Here is a 17010-nt window from a genome sequence, read left to right on the forward strand (position 1 = left end):
ATGACAAAGGACAAAGGACTAATGACTAAAAAAGCTGATAGCTGTTATGGAGAAATAAGTGTTAGCAGGATTTTTAGAAGCTGTATTTAATGGCATTAGTATTGGCGCTGTATTATTGATTGCCGCGTTGGGACTAGCCATTATATTTGGATTGATGGGCGTCATCAATATGGCGCATGGTGAATTGATGATGTTCGGCGCTTATACAACTTATGTTGTACAAAATGTATGTAAGCAATTGGGCGGAGTGTGGTTTGAAGTTTATATATTTTTGGCTTTGATTGTTGCTTTTATTTTCACGGCTGCTGTGGGATTAATTCTAGAAAGAGGCGTGATTCGTTATCTCTATGGACGCCCGTTAGAAACTCTATTGGCAACTTGGGGAGTCAGTTTAATTTTTCAGCAGTTTGTCCGCAGTGTGAATTGGGTATTGATAATTGGTATCGCTTTGTTTTCTCTGTTGTTTTTTGGAGGTTTATGGATTTTAAATTCCCGCACAGATTTGGGAAGAGTTCGTAACTGGATTGTGGCGGTGATATTTTTATTATCGCTGGGGGTGACAATCACAACAGGCAATTTATTGAGTCAAACTTATCAGTTAGCAGTGACTCAACCTTGGTTTGGCGCTCAAAATGTGGATGTAACTGCGCCTACTTGGTTACAAGCAGGGATGTCTTTAGGTGGTGTACAATTACCCTTTGCCAGATTATTTATTATTGCTTTAACAATAATCTGTGTATCAGGAATTTACTTATTTTTACAACGTTCTAGCTGGGGTTTAAGAATTCGGGCTGTGACGCAAAACCGGAGTATGAGTGCTTGTTTGGGTATCCCAACTCAAAAGGTTGATGCGATTACTTTTGCACTGGGTTCTGGTTTAGCTGGTGTGGCGGGATGTGCGATTAGTTTGCTTGGTTCTGTAGGGCCAAATACGGGACAAAACTATATTATTGATACTTTTATGGTTGTTGTCGTTGGAGGTGTGGGCAATTTAGCCGGTACTATTTTGGCAGCTTTGGGTATTGGTACGGCTAATTTTTTAATTGGTTCTGGGACTTTGGCTTTGTTGTTGACTCCTGTTAAACCTTTAGCTGATTTCTTTACTTTTTTTGCCACGACGAGTATGGCCAAGGTAATGGTATTTGCGCTGATTATTGTGTTTTTACAGTGGAAGCCTGGGGGGATTTTTCCGCAGAAGGGACGTACTGTTGATGTTTAAACCGCAGAGATGCAGAGGATACAGAGAATGATAAAGAAGGGGGGAAGGTTAATTTTAATTGAGGTGGGGGTGGTGATTGTGATCGCACTCTTCCTTATAATTATCATGCCACTGCTGCTTTCGGAGTTTCGCCTGAATTTGTTGGGGCGATTTTTGTCACTGGCGATCGTGGCTTTGGGTATCGATCTGATTTGGGGTTATACTGGTTTACTAAGTTTGGGACATGGTATTTTCTTTGGTTTGGGTGGATATGCGATCGCAATGTACCTAAAACTCCAAGTCCCTACTGGAGAATTGCCTGATTTCATGGGGCTTTATGGGGTTACAGAACTTCCCGCCTTTTGGCAACCTTTTTATTCGTTTCCTTTGACAATAGCTGCTGTGGTACTAATTCCAGGGTTATTGGCGGGAATATTAGGATATTTAGTATTTCGGAATCGCCTCAAGGGAGTTTATTTTTCTATCTTGACCCAAGCTGGAACTATTGTATTTTTCAACTTCTTTAACGGTCAACAACAATTTTTCAACGGTACGAACGGACTGATAGATTTTACAACTTTGTTTGGGGCAACGGTCAGCGATGCCAAGACGCAATTGATTTTCTACACGCTGACGGTAGTGTTTCTCGCAGCCACCTACGGTGTTTGTCGCTGGTTGACAAGCGGACGCTTTGGGAGGTTGTTGATAGCGATTCGTGATGATGAAAGTCGGGTAAGATTTTCTGGCTACGACCCTACAGATTTTAAAGTGGTGGTGTTTGCAGTTTCCGGTGCGATCGCAGGCATAGCAGGAGCATTTTACACCATTCAGAGTGGTTCTGTCTCACCCAGAGCAATGGATATTGCCTTTTCGATTGAAATGGTGATTTGGGTAGCTGTGGGGGGACGCGCTACTTTAATTGGGGCGATTGTTGGAACTTTGTTAGTAAATTATGCCCGCACTTTTTTAAGCGAACAATTTGCTGAAATCTGGCTATTTTTCCAAGGCGCACTATTTTTGATAGTCGTTACAGTCCTTCCTGACGGTATCGTGGGATGGTTGCGTAGTCAGAATATTTCTCTTTTCCACCGCCATCAACAAATTGTTACATATCCCACCTTGGAAGAAGACCCCGAAGTGCAACATGAACGCGAAAATATTGGAAACTGAAAACGTAACTGTTAATTTTGACGGATTTAGGGCGCTAAATCAGCTTAACTTTAGCATGGATGTGGGTGAATTACGGGTAGTAATTGGCCCCAATGGAGCGGGAAAGACAACATTTCTGGATGTGATTACAGGGAAAGTGCAACCAACCGTTGGGCGAGTTTTATTCAAAGGAAGAAACCTACGTTCTTTACCTGAATATCGAATTGCACGATTGGGAATTGGCCGCAAGTTTCAAACACCTCGAATTTACCTGAATTTAACGCCCCGTGAGAATCTAGAAATTACCAGTAATAAGAATAAAAATGTCTTTTCTACTTTGTTTGAAGCTTCTAATGCTGTTGAAAAGAATAATATTAAAGGATTATTAGAAACCATCGGTTTAACACCTAAAGCTGATATTAGAGCAGCTTTACTTTCCCACGGTGAAAAGCAACGTTTAGAAATTGGGATGTTAGTAGCACAGTCACCAGACTTATTACTGGTTGATGAACCAGTTGCGGGTTTAACAGATGAAGAAACCTATAACATCGGCGAACTGCTTTTAGCATTAGCACAAAGTCATTCAATTTTAGTAATTGAACATGATATGGAATTTGTGCGGCAAATTGCCAAGAAAGTAACAGTTTTACATGAAGGTTCGGTGCTGTGCGAAGGGAATTTTGAGGAAATTCAAAATGACTCTCGTGTTATTGAAGTATATTTGGGAAAACAGGAAGAGTAGATTTCAATACTGCTCGCTTTGTGCATTTTTAACTCGGAATAGGGTTTGGGAAAAGGTTAAAGGAGGGTGCTAGGGCTAAAGTTTTCGTAAGATCAGTAAGGAGAAAGCGATCGCAGAGGTTAAACATTTCTACCTCGGTCTGGGTCTGTCGCATCAGCCGGAGGAAGTGACCTTCAGCGTCAACACTTAGGGCAATGTAGTTGAGGAACATTTTGAGGTAGCCTACGCGCGATCGCACTGGCATAGTTGCCGCTGTGGGGGTTTGCCATAAACGATCGATATAGTTGCGTACCTCTACTAAAGGAACGGGCGTGATCGTCTCGAAGCGCAAAGCCTGCCGAATTTGATTAAAAAGCCAAGGATTCCCGATCGCCCAGCGTCCCACCATCACACCCGCCGCGCCCGTTTGAGAAAGCACTTCCACAGCAGTTGCCGCAGAGTCGATATTGCCATTGGCAAGCACTGGACAATGAACCCGTTTGACTGCTTCAGCAATCAAATCATATTTCACTGCCCCGTGGTACATATCTTTCACGGTGCGACCATGCAAACTCAGCAAATCAATGCTGTGGCGATTGATTATATCTAGAATTTTGTAAAAGTTATCTGTATTTTCAAAGCCTACGCGCATCTTAACGGTCAAAGGTCGATCGTTCACAGCAGAACGCAGTTCTCCCAAAATCCGATCCACTTTTTCTGGTGAGAGCAACAATCCACCCCCAACATTTTTGCGATAGATTCTAGGTGCTGGACAGCCCATATTCAAGTCAACTCCAGCGATATTATAGTTGCAGAGTTCCTTTGCTGTTCTCACTAAATCTGGAATGCTTTCGCCAATCATTTGAGCAAAAACGGGGCGACCGGTGTCGTTTTCGGTGATTGCTGTCAAAATGCCACGATTGAGCCGTGAGGTGTCATTCACGCGGAAATACTCGGTGAAAAAGTAGTCAGGACTGCCGTAGTGGGCAATCACCTTCATAAACCAGAGGTTTGTTACATCCTGCATTGGCGCAAGAGCCGTGAGGGGTAAGTCTGGATGCAACGATTGGGGGAGCGGCGATACCTGGGACATAGAGATGAAGAGGGTTCGACAAAGCATTAGTCTTTGAACCTCGCATGACTAGAAGTCACACGATTCCTGCTTCATAATACTGTTTTCTTTGATTAAACGAGTGTAAGGTTTGCAGAAATCAAAGTCAGACTAACTGCCCAGAACTTCACTGATTTGCTCTGCCAGTTTCAATGGACGGAAAGGCTTGGCAAAAATAGCAGCAACATCCAAATCAGTAAAACTCTCTCGATCCGATTGCTGAAATTTGGCTGTTAATAAAATTACTGGAATTTTTTGAGTGGCGGGGTTAGCTTTCAATTGTTGCAGAGTTGCACGCCCATCCATATCAGGCATCATCATATCTAGTAGGATGACATCTAGTTTATGGTTAAGAGCTACGTTTAAGGCTTCTTGACCAGAACTAGCTGTCAAAACATTCCAGCCAGCACCCATTTCTAATCCCAACTTTGCGATCGCCCGCACATCTTCTTCATCATCAACAATCAAGATATTTTTGCTCATAATGACACTCTTCCACGATGTATGTGCTAATTTGCTTGATCGCTCTTGAGATATTCTAAAGCTAAATCGGGGAAAAGCAGGGGAGAATTAAACAGTTAAAAGCCATTTATTAGAAAGCTGGTAAAGGTAACAGTACATAAAACGTGCTACCTTCACCCAAAGTGCTCTGAACCCAGATTTTACCGTTATGTTGCTGGACAATATTTCGGCAAATAGCCAGTCCTAAACCTGTTCCTCCTTTTTTGCGGGAGTCGGATGCATCTACCTGCTGAAAGCGCTCGAAGATTAGTTGCAATTTATCTTTAGGAATTCCTCGCCCTTCATCTCGAATAGTAATCAGCAGGAAACTGGGTAATAGAGGGCTTTGTGTTGAAGAATGGTCATTTTCTCCCAACTCAACACCCTTGTGTTCTGCGAGTGTGGCACTTATCCACACGGTATCACCTGGTTCAGAAAACTTAATAGCATTACTTATTAAGTTAGTCAGAGTTTGTAATAGGCGATCGGGATCTGCCCAAAGTTCAATTGCTAGAGGATCGACAATCAGTTTAACTTGCAATTTATCTGCCATTGCCTGCATTGTTTCTGTTGCCATAATCAGCAGATCAGCAGCGTTGCACTTCACCTTCTGCATGAAGATTTTGACTGATTTCATCCGCTCTAAATCGAGAATATCATTTATCAATCGGATCAGTCGTTCAGTATTAGTAGTAGCAATGCTCAGAACTTTTTGTCCCTGTTCAGTTAGAGTTCCTAATTGTCCTGCACCCAATAAATCTAACGCTCCCATTGTAGAGGTTAAAGGTGTACGTAATTCGTGACTAACTAAAGAGATAAATTCGTTTTCCAAGCGTTTACGTTCGGTGATGTCGTTGGCAATCAATAAAGCGCATTGCACCCCACCCAGGTCAATCAATTCGATAGATAGCAGTATAGTCTTGACCTCTCCAGACTTGGTAGAAAATTCAAATTCCTGATTATAGAGTGACCCAGTATCAGATAAAAGTTGGATGGTCTGAGCGATCGCTACTGCATCCTTACCGAAATTAAGTTCAGCAACCGTGTCACCAATCACTTCCTCTAGACAATAGCCGCTCATCTTCAAGAAACTGGGATTGACATCAATAAAACGAGCTTCCGAAATGGTAGCGATCGCGATCGGATTGGGACTAGAGCGAAAAACTTTAGTGAACTTCTCTTCTGCTTTGGCGCGATCATAAATTTCCTGCTGCAACCGCTCATTTTGGGCTTGGAGTTGTTGTTGCAGCTTCCAAATCGTCAAGTGATTTTCAATTCGTGCTAAAACCTCTTCTAGTTGAAAAGGCTTAGTTATATAGTCCACGCCACCAACTGCAAACGCTTTCACCTTATCCAGCACATCACCCAAAGCGCTGATAAAAATCACCGGAATTTCGCGGGTGCGATCGTTTGCCTTCAGGTGTTGGCAGACTTCATAGCCATTCATCTCCGGCATATTCACATCCAACAAAATCAGGTCTGGGGGAACTGCATTTGCTCCCCGTAACCCCGTAGAACCTTTAGTTACGCTGCGAACTTTATATCCCTGTTCCGTCAGCATGGCAGATAGGAGGTTTAGGTTTTCTGGCGTGTCATCAATCACCAGTATGTCTGCTTTTGGCAAGTTGAGTGGCTCTTTAGGCATGGCAATATCGACTTTAGCCAGAATAGGCTACTAATTCTTTCTAGAAATTTTAACCTTAGTTCCATATCTTAATAATCAGTTACAAAAAAAATATCAATTACCCATTTATCTCCCCTAGTTCTCCCCGATTAATTTCTAATGTTAAAAACATCAAATCAAGTTTGTAGATTACACCTACCAAATTACACAACGAGGAGTAACTTGTATGCAAAGTTCAACCATACGTAAACCAACTATTCTTGCACCAGGAGAAGGTAATCAATTCTCAATTCTTGGTTCACATTTTACAACAAAAGTAACTGGGGAAGAGACAAATCAAGCTTGGACGATTTATGAAATTACAGATACAGAAGAAAATGGCCCGCCACTGCACACTCACCCTTGGGAAGAAGCATTTTATGTTCTAGAAGGGGAATTAGACATCCAAGTTGGTACAGAAACAATTTTGGCATCACCAGGCTTTTTCGTTAACATTCCTCACAATGCACCACACGCCTTCAAGATTCGTTCTGCTACTGCTAAATTTCTGGTTTTAGTTTCACCTAAAGGTGCAAAAAACTTTTATGAAGAAATGGGTCAAGTCGCAGATAGTTCATCGTTAAACATGGAAAAAGTGCAACCTGTTTTGAACAAATATGGATTGCAATTTCTTGCGTGAACGTTTCATTGGAATGCAGCGCACAGCTAGCTGTGCTACTGGTAACTGCTATATATAAACACGCAAACTTCGCGCCCTAAATCACTTTAGTTGGTAAATAAATCTATTTCTACAAAAGCCAAATGTACTCACTAACAAACAACCAACTCTATTCCATGCCAAAAGCTGTCCGCATTTTCGCTTCTAGTGCCTTGAGTTTGGGACTAACCGCTAGCCTTATTTTTTACCCAAGCGCAAGTCAGGCAGGTAAAAACGATACTGGAGTCCCTGCTGAACTCCAGGGCGAGTGGCGATATGGTCGAATCTCGTCCATCCAATACCAAGATAGTTACACAGGGCAGTCAGCAGCCCCAAACGGTTCCAGCGATCAATTTCAACTCGCATCTAACGGAAACTACAAGCGAAATAGGCTGCTTCAAATCAACACTTACAACTGTGCGTCTAACCTCTTCATAGAGGAAAAAGGCAAAGTTAAAATTGAGGCTCAACGCCTGACTTTCCAACCCAGTGACAGCACATCCAAAGGGCAAATTTGTAATAGCGGGCGCACTTACTCCAGCCGCAATACAGCAAAGCCTGAGACTTATCAGTGGTCGATTGAGACGAATGAGTACGGGCAGCAAGTTCTAGTGCTTGAGACTGCCGATGGTAAAGGTAAAGCTCATTACGGACGACCTCAATAAGCCAATAAGCATTCAAGAGTTAAGCTTTTTTCTCTTCCCACCCTTCCTTGCTCCCCTAGTTCTCCCCGATTGTTTCCTAATTTATAAAATATCGAACTGAGGTTATTCCATGATTCACCATATTTCAATTGCTGTTAGAAACCCTAGTCATGTTGCCCAAGTTCTGGCAGAAATCTTAAAAGCGCAAGCTGTTCCATTTCCTCCTAACCCAGGAAGCTATATGGTTATACCTTTTGATGAATACGGTACAGCCATTGAACTTTATCCTTTAGGCTCTCAAATTGAACCTGGTGAAAATGATGAAGAATGCGTATTTGTTCATACTGCAATTACCTCTATTTATACAGATATTCATGCAGCTATTTCTGTACCCATTAGTCAGAAAGAAATTGAACAAATCGGTGTCCGTGAAGGTTGGCGCGTAGTTCGCTGTAATCGCGATTCTTTCTTTGATGTGATTGAGTTCTGGGTGGAAAACAGATTAATGATAGAATTGCTAACACCAGAAATGGCATCTCAGTATTTAAAATTTGCCACTCAGCAAGAAAATCTGAAATATTTTTTGACAGAACCAGCTTTAGCCGCAACTTGAGAAATATTTATAGGAATCCTATTTGTTTGCAATTTTCGCAAACAGCATATCTGCAACTTCTCAAATAAATCGGGGATCTTGTTGATCGCAAATGATTCAGGATTGCTATCTTAATTTCTTTAATTTCAGTACTTTTGCAACCAAAGAGCTTTGCCTGTGGCGGGTATAGCTCTTTGGTTATGGTAAATAACAGAAGTGAGGAAAGGAGCAAAGGTAATGATTTAGAATCAACTAATATGTAAACCAATACTAACATGATTGACCACGACCGTTTATTTAAAGAACTGATTGCAACATTTTTTATAGAATTTTTATAATTATTTTTTCCCAGGTAATTGCTTATCTAGAACCTGACTCTTTAAAATTCTTGGACAAAGAAGTATTTACCGATGTCACAGCTGGCGAACAATACGAAGCCGATTTAGTAGTACAAGTAAAATTTCGAGAACAAAAAACTTTTTTTCTCGTGCATATCGAAAATCAGTCATATTCACAAGCTGATTTTGGCCGGAGAATCGGTAACAAAACGTTCTAGATCCCCCTAAATCCCCCTTAAAAAGGGGGGTAATTAGACTTGTGTGTACACCGTAGCCAATGCATCGGGGGGGATTTAGGGGGGTCAAATTTCTGATGTCAAAGGCAAGCAGATGGTGAAACAAGTTCTACCTGGCTGCGACTCAAATGAAAGCGTACCGTGATGGCGATTCTCTACAATCCGGCGAGTAGTTTCTAAACCCAATCCCGATCCCTGCCCCACTGATTTGGTGGTAAAGAAGGGTTCAAAAATGCGCGTTTTAATTTCAAGTGGAATTCCACTGCCTGAGTCGATGATGTCAATATGGGCAAAGCGATCGCAATGGTATGTTGTAATTTCCAGCAATCCCTTACCATCCATTGCATCAATGGCGTTGTCAATCAAGTTTGTCCACACTTGATTCAGTTCACTGCCATAGGCAAGAATTTTCGGAAGACCTCGATCGTAATTGCGTTGCACTTGGACACCGCACTTGAGTTTATGAGCAAACAATCGCAAGGTATCTTCCAAGCCTTGATGTATATCTACTTCTTGCTGAGTGCCTTGATCGAGGTAAGAATAAGACTTCATCGCTTGCACAAGTTCAGAAATCCTCTCAGATCCTCGCAAACCATGTTTAATCATTGACATGACTTCAAAGGAAAGCGCTAGCCAGTGCAATCCCATTTCTCGCAATTCTGTGTCATCGTTGCGCCAACGTTCCATTAATTGCTCTAAGCTTTCAACCTCAACACCACCTTCCGCTAAAGGTTCTGCTAATTTCCATGCTTGCTTCACACCATAGTCTTCTAACCATTCCAGCAATATGGATTCGCGATCGCTTAAGGTTACAGGATCTAGGCGATTATTCAAAATCGCATCATAGCCTTGATCGCGTACTCTCAACCAGTGTTGAGTATGGGCTTCGTCAACATTGCGTTGCCCATAAACTAAGTTCATTCGTTGTAACTCTAGGATGGCGGCTGGCATTTCTCCTAAAGTCCGAACCAGGGCGGCGGCTGGGTTGTTGAGTTCATGAGCTAAACCGGCGGCAAGTGTCCCTAAAGCTGCCATCTTTTCCCGCCCACGAATGAAAGACTCTAGCCCCCGGACACGACTTTGCATAATTCGGAAGACCATCTGCTCAAAATCACGACATTCATGCAGCAGTTTACGAAAGTCTTCTCCCTTCATCTCATAAATGCGGCAATTTGTTAATGCCCGCATTGTCACAGGTGCAGGTTCGCCTGTGAGTACTGGAATTTCACCAAAAAAGGATGGGGCTTCGTGTTGCCCGATGGGAATTTCAACTCCTTCACTGCGGCGGGTGATGTTGATTTTACCTTTGACTAAGATAAATAAGCGACATACAGGATCTCCCTCATGGGACAACACTTCTCCGGCAGAAAGTTCAACTGTTTGAGCGCGATCGCAAACCCACTGTAATCGCTCTTTGGGAAGTTGTTGAAACGCGTCTAAGTTAACTAATTCCTCAATACATAACATTAATGAACCTCCTTGAGAGGGCCTACCGTGTACACACAAGTCTTTTAAAGTTGATGTGTAACGTAGGGTGGGTTAATTTTACGTGAGTTCGACAAGTCTTATTTGACCTCTCCCCCAACCCCTCTCCGACACGGAGAGGGGAGCAAAAGGCTGAATTTTTCATTGCTCCTCCCTTTCCGTTTCGGAGAGGGAGGCTGGGAGGGAGAGGTTCATCGAACTCACGTTAATTTTTGCAGGTCGATGCAACTAAGGTGCGGGTCAAGAGACTTGTGTGTACGCCGTAGTTGAGAGGGCAGGGGGGAGGGGTTGCAGATTTTACTTAAACAGCTTGGTATTTACCGCTTCCCTTAAACATTACTTAGGTAGCGGTGAACGAATTGAATAGCGATCGAACCTTCTCCCACACCGGATGCCACGCGCTTAATTGAGCCGTAGCGGACATCTCCGGCTGCGAAGATGCCTGGAATGTTGGTTTCTAGCAAAAAAGGAGAGCGTTCCAAATTCCAACCACGAGGAGATTTGTCATTATGCACTAAGTCTGGCCCTGTGATGATAAACCCCTGAGCATCGCGTTGAATAACACCATCGAGCCAATCTGTTTTGGGGCTAGCACCGATGAAAATAAAGAGCGATCGCGCTGGCACGGTTTCAGTTTGTCCAGTCTTGGCATGGGCAATCACAATTGCTTCTAAATGTTTCTCTCCCTTCACTTCCACGACACTGCAACCTGTACAAACTTGGATATTTTCAGTCGCGGCAATTTGGTCAATCAAGTATTGGGACATACTCAATGATAGTGACTCACCCCGCACCAACATGATCACTTTGCTGGCATACTTAGAAAAATGCATTGCTGCTTGTCCAGCAGAGTTTGCCCCGCCTACCAAGTAAACCTCTTCGTTGCTACAGGCGATCGCTTCAGTCATGGCAGCACCATAGTAAATTCCTGCCCCTGTCAGCTTTTCGGCTCCTGGAACCTTTAGCCAACGGTAGGAAACGCCGGTTGCAACTAAAAGTGCATGGCAACTAATCTCGCTCCCATCTGCTAATTGCAGAATCCGATAAGGATTTTCCAGCCTAACCCCAGTTACTACTTGAGGTGTGAGAATCTCTACCCCAAATCGCCGCGCTTGGGTGACTCCCCGCCTTGCCAAATCATTACCGCTCAAGCCAATAGGAAACCCCAAATAGTTCTCAATCCGCGAACTCGTACCGGCTTGTCCTCCTGGCGCTTCCCGCTCAATTAAGACAGTACTCAATCCTTCGGAAGCGCCATAGACGGCGGCGGCCAGTCCGGCAGGGCCAGCACCCACGATCGCCAAATCATAAAAAGGACGCTCTGCTTGAGTTTGCAGTCCAATTTTGGCAGCAATCTCTAAATTAGATGGTTGAATTAACCGGGAACCATCGGGAAACAGCACCAAGGGCAATTGTTGTCTACAATCAGCTTGGGCGTATTCCACCAGTTTTGCCGCCTCTGGTTCCAGTTCAATATCTAACCACTTAAATGGAATCTGGTTACGTGCTAGGAAATCTTTCACCTGATGTGAAAAAGGCGACCAGCGATTACCAATGACTCGAATCCCTTCAAAGGGTGGGCGGAATCCAGCTAGCCAGTCATCAAGCAAATCATCTAAAACCGGATATAGCTTCTCTTCTGGTGGATTCCAGGGCTTGAGTAAGTAATAATCAAGTCTGGCACTATTAATTGATTTAATGGCAGCATCCGTATCTGCATACGCCGTCAACAAGGCACGTTTTGCATCGGGAAAGATGTCTTTTGCCTGTTCCAGGAACTCTACACCTCCCATCTGGGGCATACGTTGATCTACCAAAAATAGAGCAACAGCTTCATTCCGTAATTTGAGTTGCTGCACCACATCCAGAGCGTTAATACCCGAATCTGCCCGAACAATACGGAAGCGATCGCCATACTGATGCCGTAAGTCTCGTGACACTGCTTGCAGCACCTCTGGATCATCATCGACGGTTAAAATTGCTGGTTTCGCCATAATTACTGTTACTCAACAATTGCAGTGCCTAGTACCGCAAGGCGGAAGTCAAAAGTCAAAAGTTTTGGATATCAGCGCTTTTGCAAGTTTTAAAATGGTAACTTGATTTAAGCCGCGCTGTACTAGCCGTTATTTTTAACCAGTTGTTTTAAACGAAAGTATGCCTCTTCTGGTGTCAGAGGTTCGGATTGACTTTCATTTGGTATATAAAATACCCAAGTATCGGGAAAGTAATGTACCACAAAGCTAGGAATCAAACCCAAGCTCAATGCTTGCTTTCCGAGTTTTTCAGTTTGTTCTTCTAAACCCAGTTGGTTATGAAATACGTGTTCAGCCATACTTGTTTATCTCCCTGCACTTTATTTGAACTTGGAAGAAGGTTTAGGTGATTCACCATTCACCATGTTTCAGAATGAGCTTGAGAATATTTTGGTAATTTCACAATATGCTTTCGTAGAGAATCATAAAACTATTTTGGTCAGTCGCGTTAATCTGAAATTGAATTAGGGACTTCTAAATAAAAAATATTCAATTAACTCTTGTGGGGTGGGCGTCTCGCCCGCCCTATGGACGCTTACCTGTAATGCTTGTTTGCTAGACTAACTGGGGGCGGTGGCCTAATTAAATATTGGTGGTAGTGTACTGGTTTTGATACAACTGATCCACTTATTGACATAGTATGCTAGATTTAGCATACTAGCTATTGTATGAGTAAAACTCACCAAAAACCTCTCAAATACATTGCAAGCGCTTTAGATGACTTGAAGGATTTCCCTGAAGACGTGCAGGACGTAATGGGTTACGCTCTTGATTTAGCACAACATGGGGGTAAACATCCTGATGCAAAACCCTTGCATGGTTTTAAAGGGGGTGGGGTTTTAGAGGTCGTAGATGATTTTGATGGAGATACATACCGAGCAGTGTACACTGTGAAATTTGCGGGGTTTGTTTACTTATTACACGCATTTCAAAAGAAATCAAAGCACGGTATTGCTACATCACAACAAGATATAGATTTAGTAAAAAAGAGCTTAAAAGCCGCCCAAGAAGACTATTTAGAAGAAGCTGCTAAAGAAAAAGGAGTAGATGAGTGACTAAAGAAAATAGCGTTTATACTAGCAGTGGAAATGTCTTTTCTGACTTAGGTTTACCTAATTCTGAAGAAAGATTAGTGAAAGCTGAATTAGCACGTAAAATCAGCGAATCTATCACTTTCCGCAATTTAACACAAGTCCAAGCTGCTGAACTTTTAGGAATCGATCAGCCAAAAGTCTCAGCATTAGTTAGAGGTAGACTTTCAGGTTTTTCAATTGATAGACTATTTCAATTTTTGAATGATTTAGATAATGATGTAGAAATTATTATCAAAAGAAAGCCTGAAGATCGTAAGCAAGCTCGGACAACAGTTGTTTACTAATCATCTGCAACTGTTCTAAATTCCAATGCCCAGAGATTTCCTGAATAACTCTCAGTGGGATACCAGCGTTACTCATCTGGGTAAGCGCGCTACACCTAAAGCTGTGGGTAGACACGCCTATGATCCCACCTTGTTTGCAAAAATTTTATTGTTCAGTTACTTCTGCTTCTATCTTATTTTTAGCTAAAAATATTGCCCTATCTTTTAAGATTTTTGCAAATTTGTAAATTTCGTCTAAGAGGATGTTTGAAAAGTCCTCTTGTCGGTATCAAAAATTTTAGATCCCCCCTAACCCTCCTTAGAAAGGCTACAGTGTACACACAAGTCTTCTAGAGTAGCCCCACGGACTCTTGATCCCCCCAACCCCCCTTAAAAAGGGGGGCAAAACTTCTTAAAGTCCCCCTTTTTAAGGGGGATTTAGGGGGATCTAAAAGTGATTAAAGTCACAGCAAAACACTTTTCAAACAACCTCTAAAGAGTTAATTGGCGTTTTAACTTCTTCAATATTTATATCCAAAAAACCAATATATTTTTTTTCAGAATTCAGCCATAAAACGGACGCAAGAACCAAAATTTCTTACTTCTTACTCATTACTCATTACTTCTCCTCTGCTACATCAAACGCCTTAAGCTTGTGAGAAATGCGGGAAAATGTAATATAGTTCAGTACAGTTTTTTTGTGAAGCTGATTTCACAAGCAATCCAACCAGTTTGCGGTGAACCGACTTAACTGCATTGCGGGAAGAAAATTGTACATCGGGACTTACGGCAGCTAAATCCACCCGCAACGATTTAATATTATTGATGGCTTATTGATAAGCTGCGATCGCAGTTTCGATTTTGCCTTGTGCTTTCGTTACCCGTCCAATTGCCACTGCCAGCGATAGGCAATAAGCTAATCGGCATTGATTTGTTGGGCTAGTCCTAGTGGAGTAAGTTGCTATGAGAATCTTGCTGATCGAAGATGACGAAATTTTAGCGAGTGTTTTGTTGCAGTCTCTTACCCAACAACACTATGCTGTTGAAATCGCACGAGACGGACAAATTGGCTGGGAATATGCCCAAAGTACGAACTACGACTTGATATTAACAGATGTTGGACTGCCGAAACTCGATGGCATTACTTTATGTCAGCGCTTACGTTCTAGTGGCCGTTCCACTCCTATTTTGTTGATCACAGCAAAAGATGAAACTAGCGATCGCATTCGTGGACTCGATGCTGGAGCAGATGATTATCTCATTAAACCTTTAAATTTGGGAGAACTCCAAGCAAGGGTACGCGCTTTGTTACGTCGCGGCGATACTCCCCGTCCTCCAGTGCTAGAAGTTGGGGCATTGCGGTTAGATCCAAGTATTTGCGAGGTAACATACGATAATCAGGTTTTGGATTTAACACCCAAAGAATATAGTCTGCTGGAGTTACTACTACGGAATCCATTGCGGGTTTTTAGTCGGGGAGATATTATCGAACATCTCTGGACTTTTGACGATCCACCCCAAGAGGAAACTGTTAAGTCTCATATTAAGTGGTTGCGACACAAGTTGAAAGTAGTTGGAGCCGTAGACTGGATTGAAAATGTTTATGGTTTGGGATATCGCTTAAAATCCCAAAAAGCTACTAGTAGAAATAGCGAAAAAATAACTCAAAAAAATCCAGATCGGGATTCCTCTGTACCCGATACTTCTCCATCCGTTGAACAGCAATTTAACCAAGCAATGAGTGGGTTGTGGAGTCAATACCAAGGGCTAATGACACAGCGAATGGAGGTACTGCAACAAGCAGCCTTAGAACTCTCTAGCGGCACACTAACTATAGAATTACGTAAATCGGCAGAACGGGAAGCGCACAAGCTAGCTGGTGTTTTGGGAATGTTTGAGCAAGAAGCAGGAACTCAAATAGCACGGGAAATTGAACAGATTTTAGACAAAGATGGAGAGTTATTACCAGCCCAAAAACACCAACTGATATCGCTGATCCAAGAGTTAGGCAACTTGTTAAACCTAATGGCACAAAAGGTAGTTAATCAAACTGCTACCTCAATTGGGGAAGAGATAAATCCGAAGTTACTACTGATTGACCCTGATTTACAACTGGGTTCACAGTTGCAACAACTAGCATCTTCTATGGAAATGCGTTGGCAACAAATAACAACGTTAGAAGCTGCAAAAAACTTCTTGCAAACCACATCACCAGATTTAGTAGTGCTGAATGTAGATGAGATCGGGCAGCGAGAAGAAAGTTTGGCATTCATGTTGGACTTAGCAACACATACTCCTCCTGTACCTGTTCTGGCGCTGGCTGTCACTGATCAGCTAGTGGATCGCGTGACTTTGGCTCAGTCTGGGGCGCGGGGTTTTCTCGTCAAGCCTGTCACAGCAAATCAAGTTTGGGAAACTGCGTCTCAAATATTGCAGTTTACCCGCTCTTTAACAGTAAATGTATTAGTAGTTGATGATGATCCACTGATTTTAGCAGCACTAGGCCCAATGTTAGAACCTTGGGGAATGCGAATGACCGGATTGGACGATCCCCTACGTTTTTGGGAGGTATTGCAATCTACTGCACCAGATTTGTTGATTTTGGATGTGGAAATGCCCCAAATTAGTGGTATAGAACTTTGTCAGGCAGTTCGCACAGATCCGCAATGGCAGGAATTGCCAATTGTATTTCTGACGGCTCACCGGGAGATGGAAACGGTGCAGCAAGTGTTTGCTGCTGGGGGAGATGATTATGTGGTTAAACCCGTTGTGGGGGCAGAACTGCTGGCAAGGATTACCCACCGCCTAGAACGCAGCCGCCTACTTCAGTCGCTCTCTACCAAAGACCCCTTAACCGGGCTAGCAAATCAGTTACAGTCTAGCCGCGACTTACAGCACTTGATTACTCAAGCCGAGAAAAATCAGCAATCGGTTTGCTTAATAATCTTGAATATTAGCGATTTACGTCAAATTAATATCCAGTATGGGCATGAGGCTGGTAATCAAGTATTGCAACGATGGAGTCGTCTATTCCAATCGGCATTTTGCAGTGGCGAAATATTGGGATATTGGGGTAATGGAGAATTTGTGGTCGGAGTTTCTGGGTTTACTGAAACAGAAGGGCTTGTGGTCAAACATCGCCTCAGTGACATTTTAACCAAGCTCCGCCAGCAAGTCTTTACAGCTCCCAATGGCGATCGCTTCCAGGTAACTTGTAATTTTGCTGTGGTTGAGTATCCTAATGATGGACTAAACATCCAATCTTTATACCAAGTTGCTAATTCTATGCTGAAGCAGAACTAAGGGACTTCCAACTAAAAAAAT

The 17010-nt window shown here is 42.8% G+C and carries 16 protein-coding genes and 1 pseudogene; 10 read left to right on the plus strand and 7 right to left on the minus strand.

All coding sequences use genetic code 11. The features are described from left to right. Window positions 1–58: 58 nt before the first annotated feature. From HUN01_RS10400 to urtD, 3 genes are read left to right on the plus strand one after another with little or no spacing between them, the layout of a single operon-like run. Window positions 59–1219: an ABC transporter permease subunit gene (locus HUN01_RS10400; protein ID WP_181931202.1), complete on the plus strand. Its 1161-nt coding sequence runs from the start codon at window positions 59–61 to the stop codon at window positions 1217–1219. Between the two features lie 27 nt (window positions 1220–1246). After that, entirely contained in the window at window positions 1247–2368 is a 1122-nt protein-coding gene (urtC, locus tag HUN01_RS10405; protein WP_181931203.1) for an urea ABC transporter permease subunit UrtC, read from the plus strand. Further along, window positions 2343–3089: an urea ABC transporter ATP-binding protein UrtD gene (gene urtD / locus HUN01_RS10410; RefSeq protein WP_181931204.1), complete on the plus strand. Its 747-nt coding sequence runs from the start codon at window positions 2343–2345 to the stop codon at window positions 3087–3089. Before urtC ends, urtD begins: the two co-directional genes overlap by 26 nt. Before the next feature lie 28 nt (window positions 3090–3117). Here urtD and HUN01_RS10415 read toward each other — a convergent pair whose 3' ends face one another. The 3 genes from HUN01_RS10415 to HUN01_RS10425 form a co-directional block, all read right to left on the minus strand. Then, window positions 3118–4161, minus strand: a complete 1044-nt coding sequence (locus tag HUN01_RS10415; protein WP_181931205.1) for a tRNA-dihydrouridine synthase family protein — start codon at window positions 4159–4161, stop codon at window positions 3118–3120. 129 nt (window positions 4162–4290) lie between these two features. Next, on the minus strand, window positions 4291–4662 hold the full coding sequence (locus HUN01_RS10420) for a response regulator (RefSeq protein ID WP_181931206.1): 372 nt from the start codon (window positions 4660–4662) through the stop codon (window positions 4291–4293). Window positions 4663–4771: 109 nt separating this feature from the next. Continuing rightward, window positions 4772–6325, minus strand: coding sequence for an ATP-binding response regulator (locus HUN01_RS10425; RefSeq protein ID WP_181931207.1), 1554 nt, complete (start codon window positions 6323–6325; stop codon window positions 4772–4774). 205 nt (window positions 6326–6530) lie between these two features. Here HUN01_RS10425 and HUN01_RS10430 point away from each other — a divergent pair, with 205 nt between their 5' ends. The 4 genes from HUN01_RS10430 to HUN01_RS36535 all read left to right on the plus strand — a co-directional run bounded on the left by HUN01_RS10430 (window position 6531) and on the right by HUN01_RS36535 (window position 8793). After that, on the plus strand, window positions 6531–6983 hold the full coding sequence (locus tag HUN01_RS10430) for a cupin domain-containing protein (protein WP_181931208.1): 453 nt from the start codon (window positions 6531–6533) through the stop codon (window positions 6981–6983). A gap of 122 nt (window positions 6984–7105) precedes the next feature. Next, entirely contained in the window at window positions 7106–7666 is a 561-nt protein-coding gene (locus HUN01_RS10435) for a hypothetical protein (protein WP_181931209.1), read from the plus strand. 109 nt (window positions 7667–7775) lie between these two features. After that, a complete protein-coding gene (locus tag HUN01_RS10440) occupies window positions 7776–8258 on the plus strand; it encodes a hypothetical protein (RefSeq protein ID WP_181931210.1) in 483 nt (160 codons plus the stop codon). Window positions 8259–8625: 367 nt separating this feature from the next. After that, on the plus strand, window positions 8626–8793 hold the full coding sequence (locus tag HUN01_RS36535; RefSeq protein WP_420832788.1) for a hypothetical protein: 168 nt from the start codon (window positions 8626–8628) through the stop codon (window positions 8791–8793). A gap of 84 nt (window positions 8794–8877) precedes the next feature. Here the strand turns inward: HUN01_RS36535 and HUN01_RS10450 are convergent, their stop codons facing one another. The 3 genes from HUN01_RS10450 to HUN01_RS10460 all read right to left on the minus strand — a co-directional run bounded on the left by HUN01_RS10450 (window position 8878) and on the right by HUN01_RS10460 (window position 12628). Next, window positions 8878–10278 (minus strand): ATP-binding protein, encoded by a 1401-nt coding sequence (locus HUN01_RS10450; protein WP_181931211.1) that lies wholly within the window; start codon window positions 10276–10278, stop codon window positions 8878–8880. A gap of 347 nt (window positions 10279–10625) precedes the next feature. Next, on the minus strand, window positions 10626–12290 hold the full coding sequence (locus HUN01_RS10455; RefSeq protein ID WP_181931212.1) for an FAD-dependent oxidoreductase: 1665 nt from the start codon (window positions 12288–12290) through the stop codon (window positions 10626–10628). A 122-nt stretch (window positions 12291–12412) separates the two neighbouring features. Continuing rightward, complete coding sequence (locus tag HUN01_RS10460) at window positions 12413–12628, minus strand: hypothetical protein (RefSeq protein WP_181931213.1); 216 nt, start codon at window positions 12626–12628, stop codon at window positions 12413–12415. A gap of 369 nt (window positions 12629–12997) precedes the next feature. Here HUN01_RS10460 and HUN01_RS10465 point away from each other — a divergent pair, with 369 nt between their 5' ends. Together HUN01_RS10465 and HUN01_RS10470 are read left to right on the plus strand one after the other, a co-directional pair. Further along, a complete protein-coding gene (locus HUN01_RS10465; protein ID WP_181931214.1) occupies window positions 12998–13384 on the plus strand; it encodes a type II toxin-antitoxin system RelE/ParE family toxin in 387 nt (128 codons plus the stop codon). Next, window positions 13381–13707, plus strand: coding sequence for a helix-turn-helix domain-containing protein (locus tag HUN01_RS10470; protein ID WP_181931215.1), 327 nt, complete (start codon window positions 13381–13383; stop codon window positions 13705–13707). The genes HUN01_RS10465 and HUN01_RS10470 overlap by 4 nt, the downstream gene beginning before the upstream one ends. Here HUN01_RS10470 and HUN01_RS10475 read toward each other — a convergent pair. Then, window positions 13655–13846: pseudogene (locus tag HUN01_RS10475) on the minus strand (tyrosine-type recombinase/integrase); the annotation flags it as partial. The gene HUN01_RS10470 and the pseudogene HUN01_RS10475 sit on opposite strands and share 53 nt — an antisense overlap. A gap of 803 nt (window positions 13847–14649) precedes the next feature. On the opposite strand from HUN01_RS10475, the gene HUN01_RS10480 reads away from it, so the two are divergent. After that, the gene (locus HUN01_RS10480) at window positions 14650–16989 is read left to right on the plus strand and encodes a response regulator (protein WP_181931216.1); all 2340 of its coding nucleotides are present in this window, start codon (window positions 14650–14652) and stop codon (window positions 16987–16989) included. Window positions 16990–17010: the final 21 nt, after the last annotated feature.

Origin of the sequence: Nostoc edaphicum CCNP1411, from assembly GCF_014023275.1 — a bacterium.
GTDB classification, from domain to species: Bacteria; Cyanobacteriota; Cyanobacteriia; order Cyanobacteriales; family Nostocaceae; genus Nostoc; species Nostoc edaphicum_A.

Coding starts and splice junctions, on each gene's coding strand:
- urtC (WP_181931203.1), top strand. CDS start 1,247: ATGATAAAGAAGGGGGGAAGGTTAATTTTAATTGAGGTGGGGGTGGTG.
- urtD (WP_181931204.1), top strand. CDS start 2,343: ATGAACGCGAAAATATTGGAAACTGAAAACGTAACTGTTAATTTTGAC.
- HUN01_RS10415 (WP_181931205.1), bottom strand. CDS start 4,161: ATGTCCCAGGTATCGCCGCTCCCCCAATCGTTGCATCCAGACTTACCC.
- HUN01_RS10420 (WP_181931206.1), bottom strand. CDS start 4,662: ATGAGCAAAAATATCTTGATTGTTGATGATGAAGAAGATGTGCGGGCG.
- HUN01_RS10425 (WP_181931207.1), bottom strand. CDS start 6,325: ATGCCTAAAGAGCCACTCAACTTGCCAAAAGCAGACATACTGGTGATT.
- HUN01_RS10430 (WP_181931208.1), top strand. CDS start 6,531: ATGCAAAGTTCAACCATACGTAAACCAACTATTCTTGCACCAGGAGAA.
- HUN01_RS10435 (WP_181931209.1), top strand. CDS start 7,106: ATGTACTCACTAACAAACAACCAACTCTATTCCATGCCAAAAGCTGTC.
- HUN01_RS10440 (WP_181931210.1), top strand. CDS start 7,776: ATGATTCACCATATTTCAATTGCTGTTAGAAACCCTAGTCATGTTGCC.
- HUN01_RS10450 (WP_181931211.1), bottom strand. CDS start 10,278: ATGTTATGTATTGAGGAATTAGTTAACTTAGACGCGTTTCAACAACTT.
- HUN01_RS10455 (WP_181931212.1), bottom strand. CDS start 12,290: ATGGCGAAACCAGCAATTTTAACCGTCGATGATGATCCAGAGGTGCTG.
- HUN01_RS10460 (WP_181931213.1), bottom strand. CDS start 12,628: ATGGCTGAACACGTATTTCATAACCAACTGGGTTTAGAAGAACAAACT.
- HUN01_RS10465 (WP_181931214.1), top strand. CDS start 12,998: ATGAGTAAAACTCACCAAAAACCTCTCAAATACATTGCAAGCGCTTTA.
- HUN01_RS10480 (WP_181931216.1), top strand. CDS start 14,650: ATGAGAATCTTGCTGATCGAAGATGACGAAATTTTAGCGAGTGTTTTG.